At 67.4% G+C, this 22588-nt stretch carries 20 protein-coding genes; 14 read left to right on the top strand and 6 right to left on the bottom strand.

What is annotated here, in order from left to right:
• A complete protein-coding gene (locus ACXI0U_RS03695; protein WP_479549779.1) occupies positions 1-1056 on the bottom strand; it encodes an agmatine deiminase family protein in 1056 nt (351 codons plus the stop codon).
• A 134-nt stretch (positions 1057-1190) separates the two neighbouring features.
• Here ACXI0U_RS03695 and ACXI0U_RS03690 point away from each other — a divergent pair, with 134 nt between their 5' ends.
• The 4 genes from ACXI0U_RS03690 to ACXI0U_RS03675 all read left to right on the top strand — a co-directional run bounded on the left by ACXI0U_RS03690 (position 1191) and on the right by ACXI0U_RS03675 (position 4323).
• Positions 1191-2066, top strand: a complete 876-nt coding sequence (locus ACXI0U_RS03690) for a LysR substrate-binding domain-containing protein (RefSeq protein WP_479549778.1) — start codon at positions 1191-1193, stop codon at positions 2064-2066.
• Positions 2067-2291: 225 nt separating this feature from the next.
• Positions 2292-3470: a PepSY-associated TM helix domain-containing protein gene (locus ACXI0U_RS03685; RefSeq protein WP_479549777.1), complete on the top strand. Its 1179-nt coding sequence runs from the start codon at positions 2292-2294 to the stop codon at positions 3468-3470.
• Entirely contained in the window at positions 3467-4006 is a 540-nt protein-coding gene (locus ACXI0U_RS03680; RefSeq protein ID WP_265167827.1) for a thiamine pyrophosphate-binding protein, read from the top strand. Before ACXI0U_RS03685 ends, ACXI0U_RS03680 begins: the two co-directional genes overlap by 4 nt.
• Complete coding sequence (locus ACXI0U_RS03675; protein WP_435634377.1) at positions 4003-4323, top strand: hypothetical protein; 321 nt, start codon at positions 4003-4005, stop codon at positions 4321-4323. Before ACXI0U_RS03680 ends, ACXI0U_RS03675 begins: the two co-directional genes overlap by 4 nt.
• 388 nt (positions 4324-4711) lie before the next feature.
• Here ACXI0U_RS03675 and ACXI0U_RS03670 read toward each other — a convergent pair whose 3' ends face one another.
• From ACXI0U_RS03670 to ACXI0U_RS03660, 3 genes are all read right to left on the bottom strand, one after another.
• On the bottom strand, positions 4712-7156 hold the full coding sequence (locus tag ACXI0U_RS03670) for a TonB-dependent siderophore receptor (protein ID WP_479549776.1): 2445 nt from the start codon (positions 7154-7156) through the stop codon (positions 4712-4714).
• A gap of 300 nt (positions 7157-7456) precedes the next feature.
• Positions 7457-8431, bottom strand: a complete 975-nt coding sequence (locus ACXI0U_RS03665; RefSeq protein ID WP_265167825.1) for a FecR family protein — start codon at positions 8429-8431, stop codon at positions 7457-7459.
• On the bottom strand, positions 8428-8940 hold the full coding sequence (locus ACXI0U_RS03660) for a sigma-70 family RNA polymerase sigma factor (protein WP_479549775.1): 513 nt from the start codon (positions 8938-8940) through the stop codon (positions 8428-8430). Before ACXI0U_RS03660 ends, ACXI0U_RS03665 begins: the two co-directional genes overlap by 4 nt.
• Before the next feature lie 205 nt (positions 8941-9145).
• Between ACXI0U_RS03660 and ACXI0U_RS03655 the strand changes: the two genes are divergently transcribed.
• From ACXI0U_RS03655 to ACXI0U_RS03610, 10 genes are all read left to right on the top strand, one after another.
• Positions 9146-9895 (top strand): tetratricopeptide repeat protein, encoded by a 750-nt coding sequence (locus ACXI0U_RS03655; RefSeq protein WP_263401277.1) that lies wholly within the window; start codon positions 9146-9148, stop codon positions 9893-9895.
• 276 nt (positions 9896-10171) lie between these two features.
• The gene (locus tag ACXI0U_RS03650; protein ID WP_479549774.1) at positions 10172-11134 is read left to right on the top strand and encodes a LysR substrate-binding domain-containing protein; all 963 of its coding nucleotides are present in this window, start codon (positions 10172-10174) and stop codon (positions 11132-11134) included.
• A 390-nt stretch (positions 11135-11524) separates the two neighbouring features.
• Positions 11525-12991 (top strand): 2-hydroxymuconic semialdehyde dehydrogenase, encoded by a 1467-nt coding sequence (locus ACXI0U_RS03645; protein ID WP_479549773.1) that lies wholly within the window; start codon positions 11525-11527, stop codon positions 12989-12991.
• 14 nt (positions 12992-13005) lie between these two features.
• A complete protein-coding gene (locus tag ACXI0U_RS03640) occupies positions 13006-13818 on the top strand; it encodes a 2-keto-4-pentenoate hydratase (protein WP_021218019.1) in 813 nt (270 codons plus the stop codon).
• A gap of 11 nt (positions 13819-13829) precedes the next feature.
• Positions 13830-14771 carry an acetaldehyde dehydrogenase (acetylating) gene (locus ACXI0U_RS03635; protein WP_021218020.1) on the top strand — a complete coding sequence of 314 codons (942 nt, stop codon included), beginning with the start codon at positions 13830-13832 and terminating at the stop codon, positions 14769-14771.
• Between the two features lie 10 nt (positions 14772-14781).
• Positions 14782-15819 (top strand): 4-hydroxy-2-oxovalerate aldolase, encoded by a 1038-nt coding sequence (gene dmpG / locus ACXI0U_RS03630; RefSeq protein ID WP_431483661.1) that lies wholly within the window; start codon positions 14782-14784, stop codon positions 15817-15819.
• Positions 15816-16616, top strand: a complete 801-nt coding sequence (locus ACXI0U_RS03625) for a 2-keto-4-pentenoate hydratase (RefSeq protein ID WP_021218022.1) — start codon at positions 15816-15818, stop codon at positions 16614-16616. Before dmpG ends, ACXI0U_RS03625 begins: the two co-directional genes overlap by 4 nt.
• Positions 16613-17038, top strand: a complete 426-nt coding sequence (locus ACXI0U_RS03620) for a RidA family protein (RefSeq protein WP_021218023.1) — start codon at positions 16613-16615, stop codon at positions 17036-17038. Before ACXI0U_RS03625 ends, ACXI0U_RS03620 begins: the two co-directional genes overlap by 4 nt.
• A gap of 10 nt (positions 17039-17048) precedes the next feature.
• Entirely contained in the window at positions 17049-17621 is a 573-nt protein-coding gene (locus ACXI0U_RS03615; protein WP_265167817.1) for a 3-hydroxyanthranilate 3,4-dioxygenase, read from the top strand.
• A complete protein-coding gene (locus ACXI0U_RS03610; protein ID WP_184491926.1) occupies positions 17618-18604 on the top strand; it encodes an amidohydrolase family protein in 987 nt (328 codons plus the stop codon). The genes ACXI0U_RS03615 and ACXI0U_RS03610 overlap by 4 nt, the downstream gene beginning before the upstream one ends.
• Before the next feature lie 1087 nt (positions 18605-19691).
• Here ACXI0U_RS03610 and ACXI0U_RS03605 read toward each other — a convergent pair.
• Positions 19692-20717, bottom strand: coding sequence for a porin (locus ACXI0U_RS03605; protein ID WP_236207560.1), 1026 nt, complete (start codon positions 20715-20717; stop codon positions 19692-19694).
• Between the two features lie 100 nt (positions 20718-20817).
• On the bottom strand, positions 20818-22578 hold the full coding sequence (locus tag ACXI0U_RS03600) for an LVIVD repeat-containing protein (protein ID WP_479549772.1): 1761 nt from the start codon (positions 22576-22578) through the stop codon (positions 20818-20820).
• Positions 22579-22588: the final 10 nt, after the last annotated feature.

Here is a 22588-nt window from a genome sequence, read left to right as displayed (position 1 = left end):
TCACACCCCCTTCAGCGGCCAGGCCGGCTGCTGCTGGGTGATGCAGTGCACCCCGCCGCCGCCGTGGGCCAGCTGGTTGATGCGCACCGGCACCACTTCGCGGCCGGGGAAGGCCAGGCGCAGGGTGGCGGCGGCCTCGTCGTCGGCGTCGATGCCATAGGCCGGCATGATGATGGCGCCGTTGGCGATGTAGAAGTTGGTGTAGGAGGCGCAGAACACCTCGGCCTCGGTGTCCACCGCGTCGCTGGCCTCGAACAGTTCGAGCATCTCGAAATGGCGGCCACGGGCGTCGGTGGCCAGCTCCAGGGCACGGCGGTTCTCCCGCGCCACCTGGGCGTAGACCGAGGAGACGTCACGGGTCGCATCCACCAGCAGCGCACCGGGGCGGGCGAAGGCGCAGACGCCGTCGACGTGGCCGTCGGTCATGTCGCCGGTGACGTGGTCCGGGTCGCCCGGCAGCCAGATGGTCTTCTTCACCCCCAGCAGGCGGGCGAAGATCTCCTCCACCTCGGCCTTGCTGATGCCTGCGTTGCGGTTGGCATTGAGCAGCACCGACTCGGTGGTGATCAGGGTGCCGTCGCCGTCGACATGGATGGCGCCGCCCTCGTTGCTCAGTGCGGTGCCGAAGCAGTCCAGCCCCAGGCCATTGAGCACGCGGCGGGCCAGGCCCTCGTCGAGGTCATGGGCCGATTTTCCGCCCCAGGCATTGAAGCGCCAGCTGACGCCGGCCACGCCCAGTTGCGGGTGGCAGACGAAGCTGGGGCCGGAGTCACGGCACCAGCTGTCGTTGACCGCCAGGGGCAGCAGCTCGATGCCCGGGCCGCAGAGGGCGCGGGCACGCTCCACGGCGCTCGGGTCCACCACCATCTTCACCGGCTCGAAGCGGGCGATGGCATTGGCGACACGGGCGAAGTCCTCCTGCACCGCAGCCAGGGTCACGCCCCAGCCCGCTTCCCACAACGGCTGGTTGTGCGGCCAGACCATCCAGGTGGCGGCGTGGTGGGACCATTCGGCGGGCATGACCCAGCCGCTCTGCTGCGCGTGTTGCTGCTGCATGACGATTGCCTTCAGTTAAGTTTTAGTTATCACTGAAAACCGCGATTGCGGTAATAGATGCCATGCTAGGCCTGTGAATTCGGCGCAACAAACGATAGATTTTCCACATTTATGATCAGACAGGCTTATCAGAGATGCTCAAGCACTGGCCCCCGCTGAACGCCCTGCGCGGCTTCGAAGCCGCCGCCCGCCTCGGCAGCTTCCACAAGGCCGCCGAGGAGCTGCACCTCACCCAATCGGCCATCAGCCAGCAGATCCGCAGCCTCGAAGGCTTCCTCGAACAGCCGCTGTTCCACCGCAACGGCCGCAGCGTCGCCCTCACCGATGCCGGGCACGACCTGCTCGGCACCACCCAGGCGCTGCTGCAGCAACTGGCCGTGGGCATCCGCCGGCTGGAGCAGTACCGCAAGCCCAACCAGCTGGTGGTCAACACCAGCCCGGCCTTCGCCCGCCACTGGCTGGTGCCGCGCCTGGGCGGCTTCCGCCAGCAGCACCCGGAAGTGGACCTGTGGCTGTTCACCACCGACGAGCCGCCAGAGATGGCCACCCAGACCATCGACATCGCCGTGCGCGACGACATCACCGCCCAGGCCGAATGCAGCTTCCGCGTGCTCCACGCCGACCGCCTCTACCCCGCCTGCCACCCGTCCCTGCTGGCCACGCCGCCGGCGCAGCGCACCACCCTGCACGGCGAACGGGAAATGGACTGGAGCCACTGGGCGCTGGAAGCCGGTATCGATGTCGGCCAGCAGAGCAGCGGCCTCAACTTCTCCGACCCCGGCCTGCTGCTGGACGCCGCCTGCGACGGCCTCGGCATCGCCCTGGTCAGCCAGTTGCTGGCGCAGAAGGCCCGCGCCGAGAATCGCCTGCAACCGCTGGTGGAACAGACCATCCGTGGCCCCAAGTGGGCCTGGCTGATCCACCGCGACAGCGAGCTCAGCCCGCTGACGCGCAGCTTCAGCGCGTGGTTGCTGGAGCAACTGGAGGCAAGCGAGAGTTCGGCCGCCTAACCCACCGCCAGTCGGACGGAAACATTTTCTTGCATCTGCAGTTGCGGGTTTTGCCCCTCTCGTCCGTCCTGAATGTAACGCCCCCTCGACTTCGAGATGTCGTTCCTTTGGTTTTCACCCGCCAGCTCACTGGGGCCGGCGGGTGCTTTTCCATTGGTCGGGCGTAACCGAACCCGTGACCGGCCGAGGCCGGTGGCCCTGATTCCGCTACCAAGATCGTTGCCCATGTCGAAGAAGTCCCGTTCGAAAACCTGGTTCCTGGTCCACAGCTGGCTGGCATTGCCCATCTGGTTCTTCGTGTTCCTGGTGTGCATCACCGGCACCCTGGCAGTGCTCAGCGAGGAGATCATCTGGCTCGCCAACCCCGACGTGCGCGCCACCGCGCCCTCGGATGACGCCGAGCTGATGAGCTTCGACCAGATACTCGCCGCCATCGAGAAGCAGGACCCCACCGCCGATGTGGAGTGGCTGGCCAAGCCCGAGGAAAGCCACTTCGCCCTGACCGCATCGGTGACCTACCCCGACACGCGCTCCGCGACCCTGTACGTGAACCCCTACACCGGACAGATCCAGGGCAGCAGCCCGCTGTTCGACTTCCGTCAGTTCACCCGTGCCCTGCACGGCTGGTGGCTGGTGCCCTTCACCAACGGCTACAGCTGGGGCTGGTACCTGGTGTCGCTGCTGGGCCTGCCGATGCTGGCCTCGCTGATCACCGGGCTGGTGGTGTACAAGCGCTTCTGGCGCGGCTTCCTGCGGCCGACCCTGCGCTTCAACCAGGGCGCGCGCATCTTCTGGGGCGACTTCCACCGCCTCTCGGGCATCTGGTCGATCTGGTTCATCGCGGTGATTTCCATCACCGGCGTGTGGTTCCTGATCCGCGCCATCCTCGCCGACGCGCACATTTCCATCTCCAGCGAGGGCCTGCCGACCCTGATCCCGCGTGACCAGATCCCCCTGGTGCAACCCGGCCAGCCGGTGCCGCGCGTGACCATGGACCAGGCGGTCGCCACCGCCACCGAGACCATTCCCGGCTTCGACGTGAGCTTCGTGATGTTCGCCCCCGACGCCTACACGCCGATGGAAGTGGGCGGCCGTGGCTGGTACCCGCTGATGTTCCAGACTGCCGAGCTCAACCCCTACACGGGCGAGCTGGTGGGGTCGCGCCTGCTCGCCGACCGCACGCCCCTGGAGTTCGTCACCGAGTCCATGCGCCCGCTGCACACCGGCGACTTCGGCGGCATCTGGGTGAAGATGATCTGGTTCTTCTTCGGCCTGCTGCTGAGCATGATGGTGCTCAGCGGCCTGCTCATCTGGAGCAAGCGCACGGTGATCGCCACCGCCAAGGCGCTCAAGCGCAAGCCCCGCCCGACACCCGCCGCCACCGCCGTGGAGGCGACCGAATGAGCAACGCAGCCCTGATTCCCGAATCCCGCTTCAAACGCCTGTGGCTCAAGTGGCGCTTCCACCTCAGCGCGCTGCTGGTGCTGATCCCGCTGGGCTTCATGCCCGCCTACTTCCATGACGTCAGCCTCGACCGTGGCCTGCAGGGCCTGGGCGAGCGGGTGATCGGCGAATACCCGGTCGGCCCCTGGAGCGCACGCATCGCCGAATGGGAGCTGCACGAGCCGCAACGCGACGGCAAGGCCGGCTACATGAAAGAGATCACCCTGGCCTTCTGCGCCGAGTGCATCGGCCAGGTGAAGGCCGCCTACCTGCGCATCGGCAAGCCACGCAGCCTGCGCGCCGCCGGCTCGCTGCTGTCCGGCAGCCCCTACCGGCTGTTCGCCGAAGTGCGCATCCCGCCGGGCACCACCGCCGACGACGCCCTGTGGCTGACCGTGGAAGGCTGGGACGGCAGCGTGCACCAGGCGTCCATCCCCCTGAAGGAAGTCTCGCCGTCGATGATCGAATGGCTGGCCCGCAATGGAGACACGCTGTGAAGCCCCTTTTCCCCACCCTGCTGGCGAGCGCCCTGCTGCTCGCCACCCCCGCCGCCTTCGCCCACAACGCCTTCGTCGAGTGCGAAGCCATCGCCGAAGGGCAGATCCGCTGCACCGGCGGCCTCTCCAACGGCAGCGCCGCCCCGGACGTGACCCTGGACGTGATCGGCTACGACGAAAAGGTCCTGGTTGCCGGCAAGCTCGGCGCGGACTCGCGCTTCACCTTCCCCCGCCCGGATGGCGAGTTCTACGTGCTGCTCGACCTCGGCGCCGGCCACACGGCCGAGCTGGACTACAAGCAGATCAAGGGGCTCTGAGGACGCGCCATCGGCAATCGGTGGGCTGAAGCGGAGCGCCGCCCGGCCCACCCTACCGGTGCGCGCCGGCAGCACCGCTGGTGGATGAAAAAAGCGTCATCCACCCTACCCACCGACCAACTCCGCGCGCGCCAGCAGTAGGGTGAACGACGCTTCACCCGTCCACCATTTCGTGCTCGTAGGCAACACCGATGGTGGATGAAAAGAGCGTCATCCACCCTACACACCGACCAACTCCGCGCGCGCCAGCAGTAGGGTGGACGACGCTTCACCCGTCCACCAAGCGTACTCACAGGTAACACCGCTGGTGAAGGTAAGGAGCGACCTCCCCCTACACACAGCGTCACGCCGTAGCCCGGGCTTCAGCCCGGGACCCGGTCGGCTGCGATCAATATTCCCAGCGCAACGAAGCGGTCAGGCTGCGCGGCTCGCCGTAGAGGTCGCTGTAGACGCTGGTGCTGGCGTAGTACTCCTTGTCGAACAGGTTGTTGACGTTGAGCGTGCCGGTGAAATGCTCGTCGAAGCGGTAGCGCGCCAGCAGGTCCACCAGGGCGTAGCTGCCCTGCTTGGCTTGCAGGGTGGTGCCGGGGATCACCTGGGTATTGCCGTAGCGGGTCGCGCTTTCCCAACGCACGCCGCCGCCGAGGGTGAGACGGTTCAGGTCCCCCGTCAGGTCGTAGGTGGTGAAGAGCTTGACGTTGTTCCGTGGGAAACCGACGTTCACATCGACGCCTTGCGGGTAGTAGGTGTTCACGTGGCTGTAGGCCGCCTGCACTTGCCAGCCCGGCATGAGTTCACCGGCGACTTCGAGCTCCAGGCCTTTGATCTTGATGTTCGCGGGGCGCACCAGCTCGTTGTCGAAGGCGTCGTACAGCCCGGTGCCGACCGCGTAGTTGCTCAGCTTGGACTCGAACAGCGCAGCGGTGAGGTTGAGCCGGCCGTCGTAGTACTCGCCCTTCGCCCCCACTTCGTAGCTGTCGCCTTCGGTGGGATCCATGAATTTCCCTTCGACGGTCCTGCTCGACTGCGGTTTGTAGATGCTGGTGTAGCTGGCGTAGACCGAGTGGTTGTCGTCCAGGTCGTAGACGATACCGGCGTATGGCGTGAGCTCGCCGTTCTCGCGCTTCTTCAGGGAGGTCGGGTCGTAGCCGTAATAGGCGGACGTCTGGTCGACCTTGAAGTAGCTCAGGCGGCTGCCGAGGATCAGCGACAGGTCATCGGTGAGCTTGAAGCGGGCCGTGCTGTAGGCCGCGTACTGGCGCTGGCTGTACTCCAGGTCGCCGATGCGGTTGAACGGCGGCTTGGAGATGTCGCCGCGCCACTCGAAGACGTTGGGAATGGTCGGGTCCCAGCCGCTGCCGCTGCGATCCACCCACAGCGGGTAGGCACCGGTGTTGCTGCGGTAACGCATGGCGCTGGCGCCCACCACCAGCTCGTGCTCGCGGCCGAACAGGTTGAAGGGACCGGAGGCATAGGCATCCACCGAGTTCTGCTCGGGCTTGCTCGGCCACTTGGCGAAATACAGGCTGGTGCCCGCACCGGTCTGCTGATTGGGGTAGCCGTTGCTGCTGAACCAGCCGTACTCGACGTCGTTGTCGTCACGCACGTTGGTGACGGCGACCTTGGCCATCCACTCGTTATCGAAGCGGTGCTCGTAGGTACCGAAGATCGAGGTGCGCTGGCGATCCGCGTAGCTCCAGTCGGCAGCCGAGTTGAAGGAGCGCTTGAAGTCGGTGCGCTGGCCATTGCTGTAGAAGGCCGGGAAGCCGAAATAGCCGCAGGCGTCGCAGTTGCGCACCTGGTAGTCGATGCCGAAGCTGACGGTGTCGCGCTCGCTCAGGTCCGCCTCGATCACGCCATAGGCCACCTGGCGCTCGGTGCTGAGGCGGTCGGTGAAGGAGTTGGCGGTCTGGTAGGCGCCCACCAGGCGGCCGCGCAGGGTGCCTTGCTCGTTCATGGGGCCGGAGACATCCACCTCGGTGCGGTAGTTGTCCCAGGAGCCGGCGCTGCCCTGGACCGACGCGGCGAACTCGCGGGTCGGGCGCTTGCGCACCATGTTGATGGTGGCGGAAGGCTGGCCGATGCCACTGAGCAGGCCGGTGGCGCCGCGCACGATCTCGACCCGGTCATACACCGCCATGTCGTTGGACTGGCTGCTCATGGAGGGTTCGAAGACCGTGGGGATGCCGTCGACCTGGAAGTTCTCGATCTTCATGCCGCGGGAAAAGATGCCCACTTCCTCGTCCGAGGAGTTGCTCTTCTTCTTGTAGAGCACGCCGGGGGCCTGGGTCAGCACGTCTTCCAGGCTGACCATTTCCTGATCGCGGATGCGCTGGCTGGTGATCACGCTGACCGATTGCGGCGTCTCGCGGATGGACAGCGGCAACTTGGTGGCGGTGCGGGTCGAGCCGGTGGTGTAGGAACCGGTGCCCTCGGTGGTATCGCCCAGCAGCGAGCTGGTGATGGTCGTTGCACCCAGCTCCAGCCCCTCACCCTTTGCCATGGGCACCAGCGACAGCGTGCCGCCGCCCGTGACGATCAGTGCCAGCCCGCTGCCTGCCAACGCCTGCTGCATCGCCTGCTCGGCCGAGAACTGCCCGCGCACCGCCGGTGCCCGCTTGCCGTGGACCAGCGCCGGGTCGGCAGAGAGGGTGCGACCGCTCTCGCGGGAGATGCGTGCCAGGGTCTCGCCCAGCGGGCCGGCGGGGATGTCATAGCTGCGCACGGCAGCCTGGCTGGTGCTGGACTCGGCCAGGGCCACGAGCGGCTGGCCGGCGCTGGCGAAGGCGATCGCCAGGGCCAGCAGGCCAGGGCGCAGAAGGGGGGACGACATGAAGGGCTCCTTGTTCTGTATGTCGGGTTTGCCCTATCCATGTCCAACGAGGCGAATAAACCCCTCATCGTTTTTGCGAATTTTTTGCATTTGTTCGATGGCCGCGCCTTCGAGCCCGTCTTTGGCGCCCTTTGGTGGATGAAAAAAGCGCCATCCACCCTACACACCGACCAACTCCGCGCGCGCCGGCCGTAGGGTGGACGACGCTTCACCCGTCCACCATTTCGTGCTCGCAGGCAACACCGCTGGTGGATGAAAAGAGCGTCATCCACCCTACGCACGGAGCCACTCCATGGGCGATCAGGCGCGATCGACCAGGGTCAGCCAGGGGCCGTAGCGGCGCACGCGCACCGGCATGGTTTCGGCCAGGGATTGCAGGGCGGCGCCGCTGTCGTCCAGGGGGAACACGCCGAACACCCGCACCTGCGCGGCTTCCGGGCTGATGCGCAGCAGGCCGCGATGGTAGGGGCGCAGGGCCTCGACCAGGTAGCCCAGGGGCTCGTCGTTGACCTCCACGCGCCCATCCACCCAGGCCGCGCGGGTCAGCAGGCTGGCAGGGGCCGGCTGGATGCCCGAGGCGCCGAACCAGGCCGCCTGGCCTTCGCCCAGCTCGCCGTGCTGCCCGCCATGGCAGTCGATGCGCACGCGGTGTTCCTGCACGCAGACCAGGCTGCGCGATTCCTCCTGGCGCACCAGGAAGCGCGTGCCCAGCGCGCGGACTTCGCCCTGGGCGGTGGCGATGATGAAGGGCCGGGTAGCATCGGCCGCCACGCTGGCCAGCAGCTCGCCCTCGCGCAGGCGCACCAGGCGGCGCGCACCGTCGAAGCGGATATCCACAGAACTGCGGGCGTTGAGCACCAGCCGGCTGCCGTCCTCCAACTGCAGGGTGCGGCGCTCGCCGGTGGCGGTGTGCACATCGGCGGTGAGGCCCGCCAAGGGGGTCACACGGTTGACCAGCGCACCGCTGCCGGCGCCCAGCACCAGCAAGGCCAGGCCGCCGCGCAGCAGCTTGCGCCGCTGTGGCGAATCGGGGGCAGAGAGCGCCCGGCTGGCGGCACGCAGTTGCCCGGGGCTGCGCACTTCGGCGCCCTGCAGGTCGGCCAGGGGTTGTTGCAGCAGGCCGCTGACCCGTTGCCAGGCCACCAGGTGGGCCGGGTCGTCGGCCAGCCAGCGCTTGAAGTCCTGGCGGTCGTGGTTGGTCACCCGGCCCGGGTCCAAGCGCAGCATCCAGTCGATGGCGGTGCGGGTGTGCAGGTCGAGTTCGGCGTGGCTCATGGCAGCTCCGGGTGGGCGCAGAGGCAGTGCACGAAGGCACGGCGCAGGTCGCGCTCGACGGTGGCCAGGGAAACCCCCAGGTGATCGGCGATGGCCTGCTGCGGCATGCCATCGAGGCGGTTGAGCAGGAAGGCGCGGCGCACCCGTTGCGGCAGGCCGTCGAGCAGCCGGTCGATGGCGTCGATGGCCTCACTCACCAGGGCGATGTCCTCTTCGGAAGGCGCGAACTGCTCGGGCAGCTCGGTCAGCGCCTGCAGATAGGCCTGCTCCACCTTGCGGCGGCGCCAGAAGCTGCACAGCAGGCGCCGGGCCAGGGTATTGAGGAACGCCTTCGGCTCGTCCAGCTGCCCCAGCTGACGCGAGGTCAGGGCGCGCATGAAGGTGTCCTGGGTCAAGTCGGCGGCATCCTGCGGGCAGCGCAACTGGCGATAGAGCCAGGCGCGCAACCAGCGATGGTTCTCGTGATAGAGCGTCGCCAGGGCAGCATTGAGATCAGGAGAGGTGGCCACGTGGGGTAGACCCAGGAGTCAAATAAGAATAAGTCGCATTATTGTTGATTCCCGTTCCCGCTGGCAATGCCCGCGTTCGATGCTTTCGCCCTCTTTCGAGTGATGAGAATCAGGTCACCTGACAGGTATCGAGCACCGTGTTCTCATAGGCATCCCGCCCTTTCCGGGCGGCGCCCATCGACTCTCCAAGGGACTGGAAACCGCCATGCCACTGCTCGCCCTGCTCGTCATCGCCTGCCAGGTCACCTGCGGCCTTCACGTCGTCCGCAGCGGGCAGGAACGCTACTGGCTGTACCTGATCATCGCGCTGCCGGGCCTCGGCTGCCTGATCTACTTCCTCGGTATCATGCTCCCCGACCTGCTCGGCAGCCGCACTGGCCGGCGCACCGTCAACCGCCTGCACGACACCCTCGACCCCGAGCGCCATCTGCGTGCCCTGCGTGACGAGCTGGACCTGCGCGACACCCGCGAAACCCGTGTGCAGCTGGCCGAAGAGCTGCTGCGCCTGGGCCGGGCCGACGAAGCCGCCAGCCACTACCAGGCCGCCCTGCGCGGCATCCACGCACAAGCGCCGGACATCCTCCTCGGCCTCGCCCAGGCGCAGTTCGCCAAGGGCGACGCACAAGGCTGCCGCGACACCCTCGACCGGCTGATCCAGCACAACCCCGACTACCGCTCCGCCGACGGCCACCTGCTCTACGCCCGCGCCCTGGAAAGCCTCGGCGACACCACCAAAGCGGAAGAGGAATACCGCGCCCTCTCGGGCTACTACACCGGCCCCGAAGCCAACTACCGCTACGCCCTGATGCTCCGCCAGCTGGGCCGCCAGCGCGAAGCCCGCGAGCTGCTGGAACAGATCCAGCACTACGCCCGCCGCTCCCCCAAGCACTACCGCAACCTGCACGGCGAGTGGATCAGCCTCAGCCGCGACGCCCTGCGCGAGATGCAGCCCTGAGGCCATAGCCAAAGGGCGCAACCGGGCCTGTGGGCGTGCAGCCGCCGCTCACCTCGAACGTAGGGTGTGCTGCGCGCACCTGGAGCTCGCCGGAAGCACCGTGCGGCGGTGCGCACGGCACACCCTACGGCACAACCACCATCAAAACTCGGCAACCCGCTGGACTCAAAAACTCTCCAGCAGGCACCACCATCCACATCCCCCGCTCGTCCCCGCTTTTGATTACCATGCGGTGCTTTGCGCACCCCACCGCCCTTTGACCCGTCGAGGCACCGCATGAAATTCACCCCCATGTCCGTGGCGCGGAAGCTCAAGTTCTACCAACTGGTGGTGTTCGACCAGGTGCTGCAAAGCGGCTCGCTGCTGCGCGCGGCCCAGGCGCTGAACCTGACCCAGCCGGCGGTGACCAAGATCATCCACGAGCTGGAATCCTACTTCGACGCCCCGCTGCTGATCCGTGGCAACCGCGGGGTCACCGCCACCGAGCTGGGCGAGCTGGTGGTGCGCCGGGCCAAGTCGCTGCTGGCCGAACTGCGCTCGCTGACCGACGAGGTCAACGCCTTCCAGGAAGGCACCTCCGGCCACGTCATGGTCGGCACCCTGATCTCCGCCTCCAGCTCGCTGCTGCCGCGCGCCATGCAACTGCTCAAGCAACGCGCGCCCAGCGTGCTGGTGTCCCTGCGGGTGGGGCAGATGGACCAGCTGTTCCCGGCCCTGGCCGTGGGCGAGGTGGACCTGGTGGTGGGCCGCGTGCCGGACGACTGGGGCTGGCGCAACGAATCGCCGATGCTGGAAGTGGAAGTGCTCTATGGCGAGGCCCTGTGCGTGGTGGCCGGCGCCCAGCACCCGCTGCAGGGCCGCTCGCCGGTGAGCCTGGCGGAACTGCACGGCTACCCCTGGGTGCTGCCGACCCGCGACTCGCTGCTGCGCCGCACCGCCGACCGCCTGTTCGCCGAGGCCGACCTGGGCACCCCGGCCAACGTGGTCGAATCCCTGTCGATCCTCACCAATATCAGCCTCATGCAGGACCAGCAAACCGTGGCCCTGATGCCCTACGAAGCCACCCGCCAGTTCGCCGACGCCGGCATGCTGCACGCCCTCGACCTGGGCACCCCGCTGCAGTTCGGCAATATCGGCTACTTCCACGCCGCCAACCGCGACCTCGGCCCCGCCGCCCGGCTGTTCCGCGAATGCCTGGAACAGGCCAGCCAGGAGCATGACCAGGGCACGCCGGCCTGACCGATGCGGCGGCTTTCGTAGGATGGCGTAGAGCGAAGCGAAACCCATGCGGTAGGGCGCACCGGACTCCATTTATGGCACCGAGCCAGGGCAGCCCTGCGGGCTGCTGGGCCAATGAATTCGCCCCTACGGTCCTACCGCACCGGGCGTGTCGTGTGCTGGGTGGCCGGCCCGTAGGTCGGGTGCAACCCGACGGCTTCTGATGCCCGGGGCTCGCGGGTTTCACCCGCCCTACATCGATGATTGCGTTCCCAGAGGGCGCCGAGCCGGGGGTGGGGTGACCGAGCCATCCAGCTATTCCAAAGCAGAATAGTCAACCTCAAGGCTTTCATTATTCCCTTATAGGCGCCTTCCCTAGACTTCTCCGAAATCCAAGAATCGGAGGTTGTCGTGTCCACTCCCCTGCCCTTGCTGCGCCATTTCATCGCGGGCGAATTCGTCGCCAGTGACAAGACCTTCCCCAATGTTTCGCCCATCGACGGGCGCGTCCTGAGCCAGGTCTGCGAAGCCGACGCCAGCCAGGTGGAGCGCGCCGTCGCCGCCGCCAAGGCCGCGCAGGAAGGGCCCTGGGCCGACTTCAGCCCGAGCCAGCGCGCCGACATGCTGATGCGCATCGCCGATGGCATCGAGCGCCGCTTCGAGGAGTTCGTCGCCGCCGAGGTGGCCGACACCGGGCGCCCGGTGCAGCAGGCGCGCACCCTGGATATCGCTCGGGGCGTGCATAACTTCCGCACCTTCGCCGAGCTGGTACGCCAGGCCGGCAGCGAGTTCTTCGAGATGCGCGCCGCCGATGGCAGCGAGGTGTTCAGCTACACCGTGCGCAAGCCCCACGGCGTGGTGGCGATCATCTCGCCATGGAACCTGCCGATGCTGCTGCTCACCTGGAAGGTCGCCCCGGCCCTGGCCTGCGGCAACTCGGTGGTGGTCAAGCCGTCGGAGGATTCGCCCTCCAGCGCCACCCTGCTGGCCGAGGTGATGCAGGAAGCCGGGCTGCCCGCCGGCGTGTTCAACCTGGTGCACGGCTTCGGCCCCAACTCCGCCGGGGAATTCCTCACCCGCAACCCGGACGTCGACGCCATCACCTTCACCGGTGAATCGCGCACCGGCGCCACCATCATGAAGGCCGCCGCCGAGGGCGTGCGTGACGTCTCCTTCGAGCTGGGCGGCAAGAACGCGGCGGTGGTCTTCGCCGATTGCGACTTCGACGCGGCGGTGGCCGGCGTGCTGCGCTCCAGCTTCACCAACTCCGGCCAGGTGTGCCTGTGCTCGGAGCGCGTCTATGTCGAGCGGCCGATCTACGAGCGCTTCGTCGCCGCCATGAAGTCCGGCGCCGAGAAGCTGAAGATCGGCTACCCCGACGAAGACGGCGTGAACATGGGCTCGCTGATCTCCCACAAGCACCGCGACAAGGTGCTCGGCTACTTCGAACTGGCCCGTAGCGAAGGCGCCGTCGAAGTCACCGGTGGCGGCGTGCCGGTGTTCGGCGACGAGCGCGACAACGGCGCCTACGTGCAGCCGACCATCTGGACCGGCCTCGGCGACGACGCCCGCTGCGTGCGCGAAGAAGTGTTCGGCCCGGTCTGCCACATCGCCCCCTTCGACAGCGAGGACGAGGTGGTGCGCCGCGTCAACGACTCCGCCTACGGCCTGGCCACGGCCCTGTGGACCCGCGACCTGAAGCGCGCGCACAAGGTCTCGCGGCGCTTCCACGTGGGCATGGTCTGGGTCAACACCTGGTTCCTCCGTGACCTGCGCACGCCCTTCGGCGGCGCGCGCCTGTCCGGCCTCGGCCGCGAGGGCGGCCGCCATTCCCTGGATTTCTACTCCGAGATCACCACCATCTGCGTCAACGCCTGAGCGGGAGCCCCACCATGCATGCAGCACTCATCGAAGCGGCCAGCCGCCTGCGCCAGGCGGAACGCAGCGGCCAGCCCTGCGCCCCGGTGCGCGACCTGATCGCCACCGCCCTGGCCGAAGACCCGACCCAGGACCCGGTCGCCCTGGCCTATGCCGTCCAGCGCTACAACACCCTGGCCGCCATCGACGCCGGCCTGCGCCCGGTGGGCCACAAGATCGGCCTCACCTCCCGCGCCGTGCAGAAGCAGCTGGGCGTCGACCAGCCGGACTTCGGCCTGCTGTTCGCCGAGCGGGCCCGTGGCGACGGCCAGCCCATCGCCTGGGACGACACCCTGCAACCCAAGGTGGAAGCGGAGATCGCCCTGGTGCTGGAACACGACCTGTGCTTCGAGCGCCACACCGTGGCCGACCTGATCCGCGCCACCGCCTTCGCCCTGCCGGCCATCGAAGTGGTCGGCAGCCGCATCGCCAACTGGGACATCCGCCTGGTGGACACCATCGCCGACAACGCCTCCTCCGGCCTGTTCGTGCTCGGCAGCCGCCCGGTGACCCTGGACAAGCTGGACCTGGTGCGTTGCGGCATGAGCATGACCCTGCGCGGCGAGCCGGTGTCGGTCGGCGCCGGTGCCGCGTGCATGGACAACCCGCTGAACGCCGCGCTGTGGCTGGCCGACACCATGGTCCGCCACGGTGCGCCGCTGCGTGCCGGCGACATCCTCCTCACCGGTGCGCTGGGGCCGATGGTCGCCGTGCAACCGGGCGACAGCTTCACCGCGCACATCCAGGGCCTGGGCAGCGTCACCGCCGCCTTCGCCACCGCGCAATGACCGGAGCCCCCATGAACAGACAGAAACTCAAGGCCGCGATCATCGGCTCGGGCAACATCGGCACCGACCTGATGATCAAGATCCTGCGCAATGCCCAGCACCTGGAAATCGCCGCCATGGTCGGCATCGACCCGGCCTCAGACGGCCTGGCCCGCGCCGCCCGCCTGGGCGTGGCCACCACCCATGAAGGTGTGGAGGGGCTGACCCGCCTGCCCGAATTCGCCGAGATCGACTTCGTCTTCGACGCCACCAGCGCCGCCGCCCATGTGCAGAACGACGCCTACCTGCGCAGCGTGAAGCCCGGCATCCGCCTGATCGACCTGACCCCGGCAGCCATCGGCCCCTACTGCGTGCCGGTGGTGAACCTGGAGCAGAACCTGCAGCAGACCAACGTCAACATGGTCACCTGCGGCGGCCAGGCCACCATCCCCATGGTGGCGGCGGTGTCCCGCGTGGCCCGCGTGCACTACGCCGAGATCATCGCCTCCATCGCCAGCAAGTCCGCCGGCCCCGGCACCCGCGCCAATATCGACGAGTTCACCGAGACCACCTCCAAGGCCATCGAAGTAATCGGCGGGGCGGCCAAGGGCAAGGCGATCATCATCATGAACCCGGCCGAGCCGCCGCTGATCATGCGCGACACCGTCTATGTGCTGAGCGAAGCGGTGGACCAGGCGCAGGTCGCCGCCTCCATCGAGGAAATGGTCGCCGCCGTGCAGGCCTATGTGCCGGGCTACCGCCTCAAGCAGCAGGTGCAGTTCGAGGTGATCCCCGAATCGGCGCCGCTGACCCTCCCCGGCCACGGCCGCTTCAGCGGGTTGAAGACCTCGGTGTTCCTCGAAGTGGAAGGCGCCGCCCATTACCTGCCGAGCTACGCCGGCAACCTCGACATCATGACCTCCGCCGCGCTGGCCACCGCCGAACGCATGGCGCAGTCGCTGCTGAACCGCTGAGGAGCACGCCATGACCGCCACCCCCGGCAAGAAGCTGTACATCTCCGACGTGACCCTGCGCGACGGCATGCACGCCATCCGCCACCAGTACTCGCTGGAGCAGGTGCAGACCATCGCCCGCGCCCTGGACCAGGCCCGCGTGGACTCCATCGAAATCGCCCACGGCGACGGCCTGCAGGGCTCGAGCTTCAACTACGGCTTCGGCGCCCACACCGACCTGGAATGGATCGAGGCCGCCGCCGATGTGCTGCAGCACGCACGCATCGCCACCCTGCTGCTGCCCGGCATCGGCACGGTGCACGACCTCAAGGCGGCCCACGCCGCCGGCGCTCGGGTGGTCCGCGTGGCCACCCACTGCACCGAGGCGGACGTCTCCCGCCAGCACATCGAATACGCCCGCCACCTGGGCATGGACACCGTCGGCTTCCTGATGATGAGCCACATGCAGACCCCCGACGGCCTCGCCCGCCAGGCCAAGCTGATGGAAAGCTACGGCGCCACCTGCATCTACGTGGTCGACTCCGGCGGCGCCATGGGCATGCAGGACATCCGCGAGCGCTTCCGCGCGCTCAAGGCCGTGCTCGACCCGGCCACCGCCACCGGCATCCACGCCCACCACAACCTCTCCCTGGGCGTGGCCAACTCCATCGTCGCGGTGGAGGAAGGCTGCGACCGCATCGACGCCAGCCTCGCCGGCATGGGCGCCGGGGCCGGCAACGCGCCGCTGGAGGTGTTCATCGCCGCTGCCGAACGCCTGGGCTGGCACCACGGCACCGACCTGCTGGCACTGATGGACGCCGCCGACGACATCGTCCGCCCGCTGCAGGACCGCCCCGTGCGCGTCGACCGCGAAACCCTCGCCCTGGGCTATGCCGGCGTGTACTCCAGCTTCCTGCGCCATGCCGAGCTGGCCGCCGCTCGTTACGGCCTGAAGACCGTGGACATCCTCGTCGAGCTGGGCCAGCGCCGCATGGTCGGCGGCCAGGAAGACATGATCGTCGACGTCGCCCTCGACCTTCTCGCCCGCCGCCAGGAGCCGCGCCCATGAGCACCGATATCGCCCGCATCGCCACCGCCCTCGACCGCGCCGCCCGCCAGGCCGAGCCGCTGGCGCAGTTCAGCGCCAGCAGCCCCTTCAGCCTCGACGAGGCCTACCTGATCCAGCGGGCCTCCATGGCCCGCCGCTACGCCGACGGCGAGCGCATGGTCGGGGTCAAGCTGGGCTTCACCAGCCGCGCCAAGATGATCCAGATGGGCGTCGACAGCCTGATCTGGGGCTGGCTCACCGACGCCATGCTGGAAGAAGACGGCGGCGTGGTGGACCTGGGCCGCTTCATCCACCCGCGCGCCGAGCCGGAGGTGTGCTTCGTCACCCGCCGCGCCATCGAACGCCCGCTGACCCAGCTGGAAGCGGCCGACTACCTGGAGGCCGTGGCCCCGGCCATCGAGATCATCGATTCGCGCTACCAGGCCTTCAAGTTCAGCCTGGAAGACGTGGTCGCCGACAACTGCTCCTCGTCCGGCCTGGTGGTCGGCGCCTGGTCGCGGGACTTCGCCGGGCTGGCCAATGCCGGCGTGCTGATGCGCATCGACGGCCGCGTGGTCCAGGCCGGCTCCACCGCTGCCATCCTCGGCCACCCGCTGCGCAGCCTGGTGCAGGCCTCGCAGCTGCTGGCCCGCGCCGAAATCGCCCTGCCCGCCGGCAGCCTGATCATGGCCGGCGCCGCCACCGCCGCCGAAGCCCTGACTCCGGGCGCCCACGTCAGCGTGGAGATCGCCGGCTACGGCGAATGCGGCTTCACCTGCAGCGCCGCCCGCGCCCCCCAACAAGGAACCCGAGCATGAGTGACAACCGCTCCACAGTCGTGGCCGGCAAGGCCACCCCACGCGGGCGCTTCCCGCACATCAAGCGCGCCGGCGACTTCCTCTACGTCTCCGGCACCAGCTCGCGGCGCCCGGACAACAGCTTCGAGGGCGTGGAGGTGGACGCCATGGGCACCACCAACCTGGACATCCGCGCCCAGACCCGCGCGGTGATCGAAAACATCCGCGACATCCTCGCCAGTGAAAACGCAACCTTGCAGAACCTGGTGGAGATCAGCACCTTCCTGGTCGACATGAACGACTTCGGCCCTTACAACCAGGTCTACGCCGAGTACTTCGACGAGAGCGGCCCGACCCGCACCACCGTCGCCGTGCACCAGTTGCCGCACCCGCACCTGCGCATCGAAATCAAGGCCGTGGCCTACGCCCCGCTCAATCGCTGAGAACAACAAGATGGACAAACACCACTTCAGCCCGCCGCTCAACTTCAACCGCTGGATCGAGGAGCACGCGCACCTGCTCAAACCGCCCGTGGGCAACCAGCAGGTGTGGCAGAACGCCGACTTCATGGTCACCGTGGTCGGTGGCCCGAACCAGCGCACCGACTTCCACGACGACCCGGTGGAGGAGTTCTTCTACCAGTTCAAGGGCAACGCCTACCTGAACATCTGGGACCGTGGCCGCTACGAGCGCATCGACCTGCGCGAGGGCGATATCTACCTGATGGCACCCCATGTCATCCACTCCCCGCAACGCCCCGAGCCCGGCAGCCTGTGCCTGGTGATCGAGCGCCAGCGCCCCGCCGGCCTGTTCGACGCCCTGCAGTGGAGCTGCGCCCATTGCGGCACGGTGATCAAGCGCTACGAAATGCAGCTGCAGAGCATCGTCAACGACCTGCCCCCGGTGTACGAGCAGTTCTACGCCACCAGCGACGCCGAGCGCCGTTGCAGCGAATGCGGCGAGATCCACCCCGGCCGTGACTGGCAGACCTGGCACCGGACCCTGGAGGCGGCAGCCCAAGCATGAAAATCGATATCCACTCGCACTTCTTCCCCACCATCACCCGGGAGGAAGCCGCACGGCTCAACCCCGAGCGCGCGCCCTGGCTGCACAGCGACGGCCGCAGCGGCCAGATCATGGTCGGCGACAAGCCCTTCCGCCCGGTGCACGACGTGCTCTGGGACCCGGTCCGGCGCATCGAGCACCTCGACGAGCAGGGCCTGGACATCCAGATCATGTGCGCCACCCCGGTGATGTTCGCCTACGACGCGCCCATCGAACGCGCGCTGCCCTGGGCCCAGCTGATGAACGACCGCGCCCTGGAGATGACCGCCCGCGCCCCGGACCGCCTCAAGGTGCTGGCCCAGGTGCCCCTGCAAGACATAGACGCCGCCTGCCGCGAGGCCAGCCGCGCCAAGGCCGCCGGCCACGTCGGCGTGCAGATCGGCAACCACGTGGGCAACCACGACCTGGACCACGACAACCTGGTGACCTTCCTCAGCCACTGCGCCAACGACGGCATCCCGGTGCTGGTGCATCCCTGGGACATGATGGGCGGCGAGCGCATGCGCAAATGGATGCTGCCCTGGCTGGTGGCGATGCCGGCGGAAACCCAGCTGGGCATCCTCTCGCTGATCCTCTCCGGCGCCTTCGAGCGCATCCCCGAGTCGCTGCGCATCTGCTTCGCCCACGGCGGCGGCGGCTTCGCCTTCCTTCTCGGCCGCGTCGACAACGCCTGGCGCCACCGCGACATCGTCCGCGAGGACTGCCCGCAACTGCCCTCGAGCTACGTGAAGCGCTTCTTCGTCGACTCCGCCGTGTTCGACCCGCGCGCCCTGCAGCTGCTGGTGGACGTGATGGGCCCGGACCGGGTCATGCTCGGCTCCGACTCGCCCTTCCCCCTGGGCGAACAGCGCATCGGCTCCGGCGTGCTCGAACACCCGCGCCTGGACGACGCCGACAAGGCACGCATCTGCGCCGGCAACGCCCGGGAGTTCTTCGGCATCTGATACCCCCTTCATCACGCCTCCTTACTCAAGCCCTGGTCCGCGCCGTCGGACCGGGGCTTTTTTGTGAGCGTGGTTTCCGTAGGGCGGGTGAAACCCGCGAGGGCCTGCACCACAACGTCGGGTTGCACCCGACCTACAGGGCTGGGGCGAATTCATTCGCCAAGCAGGCCGCAGGGCTGCCATCACGGCGCTCCCGGCGACATCGTTTGGTGGATGAAAAGAGCGTCATCCACCCTACATCCCGGTCAACCCCGAGGCTGGGTTGAGCGCCGCGAAACCCATCACCGCCATGCCCCAACTCCGGCCCGTCGGCCAGGCCTCGCGTAGGGTGGATGACGCTTCACCCATCCACCAATCGGCATGACCGACGTGCACCGGACATGCCCCATGCACCGCCGCCGCAATGTGCTTTCCGGCGACTCCGTTGGTGGATGAAAAGAGCGTCATCCACCCTACATCCCGGTCAACCCCGAGGTTGGGTTGAGCGCCGCGAAACCCATCACCGCCAGGCCCCAACTCCGGCCCGTCGGCCAGGCCTCGCGTAGGGTGGATGACGCTTCACCCATCCACCAATCGGCGTGACCGACGTGCACCGGACATGCCCCATGCACCGCCGCCGCAATGTGCTTTCCGGCGACTCCGTTTGGTGGATGAAAAGAGCGTCATCCACCCTACATCCCGGTCAACCCCGAGGCTGAGTAGAGCGCCGCGAAACCCATCACCGCCAGGCCCCAACCCGGCTCATCGGCCCGGCCTCGCGTAGGGTGGATGACGCTTCACCCATCCACCAATCGGCATGACCGGCGTGCACCGGACATGCCCCATGCACCGCCCACGTCGGGTTGCACCCGACCTACAGACCACACGGTCCCTGTAGGGGCGAATTCATTCGCCAAGCAGGCCGCAGGGCTGCCATCACGGTGCTCCCGGCGGCACCGTTTGGTGGATGAAAAGAGCGTCATCCACCCTACATCCCGGTCAACCCCCGAGGCTGGGTTGAGCGCCGCGAAATCCATCACCGCCGATTCGCGGGCAATAAAAAACCCGCGGCAGCGTCCTGTCGCGGGTGGGGGGTGGCGGCGCGGGGCTAGAACTTGAAGCGCACGCCGAGTTGCATGCCTTCGGGGTTTTCGTCGGCGAGCGGGCTTTCCAGGTTCCAGCTGATGGGGTAGCGCACATCCGAATCACGTTTGTGGTGGATGTAGGCGTAGACGCCGTAGAGGTCGATGTTCTCGTCGTAGTTGTAGATGTAGCCGAGGTTGATACCGGCGGCGTCGCTGAGGGCTTCGTCCTTACGGTCGTCCTTGTAGATCAGGCTGACGGCGACGTTGTGCTTGTTGCCGAAGTTGTGCCGCAGGCCGAGCTGCAGGTCGCTGCCGTTGGATTCGAAATCCACCCAGGGCGCGTAGGCGTAGTAGCCGGTGTAGCGGTGGTAGACGGCGGTGAGGTCGGTCTTGCCCATGCTGTACACCGCCGTCAGGTAGAGGTCGGTGGCGTACTCCATGCTGTCCTTGTCCCAGAGGTTGCGCTGGTACTTGCGGTCCAGGGCGCCGGAGAAGTACCAGGGGCTGTCGGCCCAGTAGTCCAGCGCCACGCTGTAGACGCGGCCGTCGCGGCTGCCGTCCTTCTCGCCCTGGGTGGCCATGCCACGGAACTCGAAGCCCTCGATGCGCGGGCTGATGTACATCAGCGAGCGGTCTTCACGCCAGGGCGCATAGAACACGCTGACGTTGTTGATCAGGCTGTATTCGTTGCCGAACAGCGGGTCGGCGTAGCCGTAGGCGTTGGCCGAGGGCGTGTCCTGGCGCCCGGCACTGAGGGTTCCCCAGCGCTTGGAGATGATCTGGGCATAGGCTTCGCGCTTGCCCATGTCGTCATCGGAATGGGGGTTGTACATCGCCTCGTAGACGCCCTTCACCGAGAGGTCGTCGGTGAGCGCCTGGTCCGCCTTGAACTGGATGCGGTTGGCGCTGAGACCGGCACCGGTGACCCGCTCCACGGTGTCCCCCCCTGACGTGGCCACCTCGTAGGTGACGTCGATGATCCCGGATATCTCGATTCCCGCGAAGGCGTGCCCGCTCACAAGCGGAAGTGCGAGTAGAAGTTTGCGCATGGGTTGCTCCGATCGAACAGGGTGAGCACGCGGCGGCCATCTCCCCGCCGCCGCGCGCTCTATTTTTCTTATTGGGTTTTGTTGTTATGGAGCCGCAGGGTCAGTCCCGGGACGGCCAGGGCTTCTTCGGTGCGTCGAAGCTCGGCGTGCCCAGCAACGGCGTCGACAGTGCGTAGAAGCCGTGGTTGGTGAAGACCCAGATCAGGTTGCGGTCGTACTCGGTGTAGGCGCTGTGGGTCAGGTTGCCGATCGCGTAGCTGGCCACGTTCTTGGTGTCGAAGGGCGGCACGAAGTAGGCGCCGATGGTGGGCTTGGCCGGGTCACGCACGTCGAACACCTGCACGCCGGCGTTGTAGAAGGCGTACGGCAGGATGCCCTCGCGGGAGACGCCGGGCTGGGTGTAGTAGCCGGTGCGCTTGGGCCCGAAGCTGCCCTTGCGCTGGCAGAAGTCGGTGAAGGCGGCATCGGCCGGCGGCGTCGGGCGCGGCAGCACGTGCTGGATAGCGGGCTTGGCCGGGTTGCTCACGTCCACCGCGTAGATGTCCTTGTAGGCCTCGTAGCAGTCCTCGGACAGCGGGTAGCCGCTGAAGTACACCAGCCCGGTCTTCTCCACCTGGGAGACGTCGATGTTGTCGCCTTCGGTACCGGCCACGCTGACCGGGAAGTCCACGTGCCCCACCACCTTCATCGCCTTCGAATCGGTGATGTCGACCACGTACAGGCCCATGCCGCCCATGGCCGCGTAGCCGTACTTGCCGCCCTGCTCCACCGGTTTGGGGATGAACAGCGACATGCGCGCGCCCATCCAGGAAGCGCGGTTGCCGGCACGCGGGTTGGCCTTGAACACGGCCTCGTGCTCGGGGTCGCCGACGATCTGGCCTGGCACGGTGAGCACGTCCAGCAGCTTGGGATCGGCCGGGTTGGACATGTCCCAGGACTGGTAGCCGGCGTTGTACAGGTCGTTGGGGTATTCGGTGAGGGCGTATTTGTCGCTGGGCGCGGCGGCCACGTACATCACATCGCCGCCGAAGTAGGCCGGGATGTCACGCACGCCGGAGCCTTCCTGCTCGCCGATGGGCGCGTTGGGGTGCTCGATGTCGGTGGTGCGGGTGGCGATCAGCTTCCAGTCCGCCGGCAGCGGGCCGTTCATCTCGTAGACCTTGAAGCCCTTGAGGTGCTTGGACTTGCGGATGGCCTCGACCTTGTCCGGCTCGCGGTACTTGTCTTCCAGCACGCCGAAACGGCGCACCTCGAAGGACTGCACCATGATGTTCTTGCCCAGCTTCTTGTTCCACTGGATGGAAGCCGCGCCGAACATGTCGTCCGCCGGGTAGGGGTTCTGCTCTTCGCCCGGGCCGTTCGGGCCCCAGGTCTCGCCACGGGTAAGCAGCAGCTTCACGTCCTTGGGATGGGTGATGTCGAAGATCTTCAGGCTGCGGCGCACGTACTGGTACAGGTAGCGCTTGCCGTCGAAGTCGACGATGTTCTGCCAGGTGTGGAAGGGCTCGACCACGATGGGGTAGTAGGCCTCGACCTTCATGTTCTTGATGTAGGTCTTGCTGTCCCAGTAGTCGAGCTGGCCGGCGAAGGGCTGGCCGCCGTGGGAGAAGGGCGTGGCCGCCGGGTGGGTGAAGACGCCGGTCTTCTTGTCCAGGCCGTAGCTGCCCGGCGCCGGTTCAGGTGGGGTCCTGTCCGGCGAGAGCTCGGCCTGCCGCTTCACGAAGGGGTCGACGATGTTGATCGGGCCGTGGCCCTCGGCGCGGGCATAACCGCCCAGCAACATGCCGAGGATCACGGATGCCGCGACGCCGGTCTGGATGAACGGAACGCGAGCCTTGGAAGGGAGCAGCCTTGTTTTCATTATTCACTCC

Source organism: Pseudomonas sp. C9D1 (assembly GCF_056491235.1).
Note: the sequence above shows the minus strand (reverse complement) of the source record. Positions and strands in the feature narration are given on the sequence as shown.

What these genes read in the sequence shown, in the direction of transcription:
- ACXI0U_RS03695 (WP_479549779.1), bottom strand. Translation starts at nt 1,056, where the DNA reads ATGCAGCAGCAACACGCGCAGCAGAGCGGCTGGGTCATGCCCGCCGAA.
- ACXI0U_RS03690 (WP_479549778.1), top strand. Translation starts at nt 1,191, where the DNA reads ATGCTCAAGCACTGGCCCCCGCTGAACGCCCTGCGCGGCTTCGAAGCC.
- ACXI0U_RS03685 (WP_479549777.1), top strand. Translation starts at nt 2,292, where the DNA reads ATGTCGAAGAAGTCCCGTTCGAAAACCTGGTTCCTGGTCCACAGCTGG.
- ACXI0U_RS03680 (WP_265167827.1), top strand. Translation starts at nt 3,467, where the DNA reads ATGAGCAACGCAGCCCTGATTCCCGAATCCCGCTTCAAACGCCTGTGG.
- ACXI0U_RS03670 (WP_479549776.1), bottom strand. Translation starts at nt 7,156, where the DNA reads ATGTCGTCCCCCCTTCTGCGCCCTGGCCTGCTGGCCCTGGCGATCGCC.
- ACXI0U_RS03665 (WP_265167825.1), bottom strand. Translation starts at nt 8,431, where the DNA reads ATGAGCCACGCCGAACTCGACCTGCACACCCGCACCGCCATCGACTGG.
- ACXI0U_RS03655 (WP_263401277.1), top strand. Translation starts at nt 9,146, where the DNA reads ATGCCACTGCTCGCCCTGCTCGTCATCGCCTGCCAGGTCACCTGCGGC.
- ACXI0U_RS03650 (WP_479549774.1), top strand. Translation starts at nt 10,172, where the DNA reads ATGAAATTCACCCCCATGTCCGTGGCGCGGAAGCTCAAGTTCTACCAA.
- ACXI0U_RS03640 (WP_021218019.1), top strand. Translation starts at nt 13,006, where the DNA reads ATGCATGCAGCACTCATCGAAGCGGCCAGCCGCCTGCGCCAGGCGGAA.
- ACXI0U_RS03635 (WP_021218020.1), top strand. Translation starts at nt 13,830, where the DNA reads ATGAACAGACAGAAACTCAAGGCCGCGATCATCGGCTCGGGCAACATC.
- dmpG (WP_431483661.1), top strand. Translation starts at nt 14,782, where the DNA reads ATGACCGCCACCCCCGGCAAGAAGCTGTACATCTCCGACGTGACCCTG.
- ACXI0U_RS03625 (WP_021218022.1), top strand. Translation starts at nt 15,816, where the DNA reads ATGAGCACCGATATCGCCCGCATCGCCACCGCCCTCGACCGCGCCGCC.
- ACXI0U_RS03620 (WP_021218023.1), top strand. Translation starts at nt 16,613, where the DNA reads ATGAGTGACAACCGCTCCACAGTCGTGGCCGGCAAGGCCACCCCACGC.
- ACXI0U_RS03615 (WP_265167817.1), top strand. Translation starts at nt 17,049, where the DNA reads ATGGACAAACACCACTTCAGCCCGCCGCTCAACTTCAACCGCTGGATC.
- ACXI0U_RS03610 (WP_184491926.1), top strand. Translation starts at nt 17,618, where the DNA reads ATGAAAATCGATATCCACTCGCACTTCTTCCCCACCATCACCCGGGAG.
- ACXI0U_RS03605 (WP_236207560.1), bottom strand. Translation starts at nt 20,717, where the DNA reads ATGCGCAAACTTCTACTCGCACTTCCGCTTGTGAGCGGGCACGCCTTC.
- ACXI0U_RS03600 (WP_479549772.1), bottom strand. Translation starts at nt 22,578, where the DNA reads ATGAAAACAAGGCTGCTCCCTTCCAAGGCTCGCGTTCCGTTCATCCAG.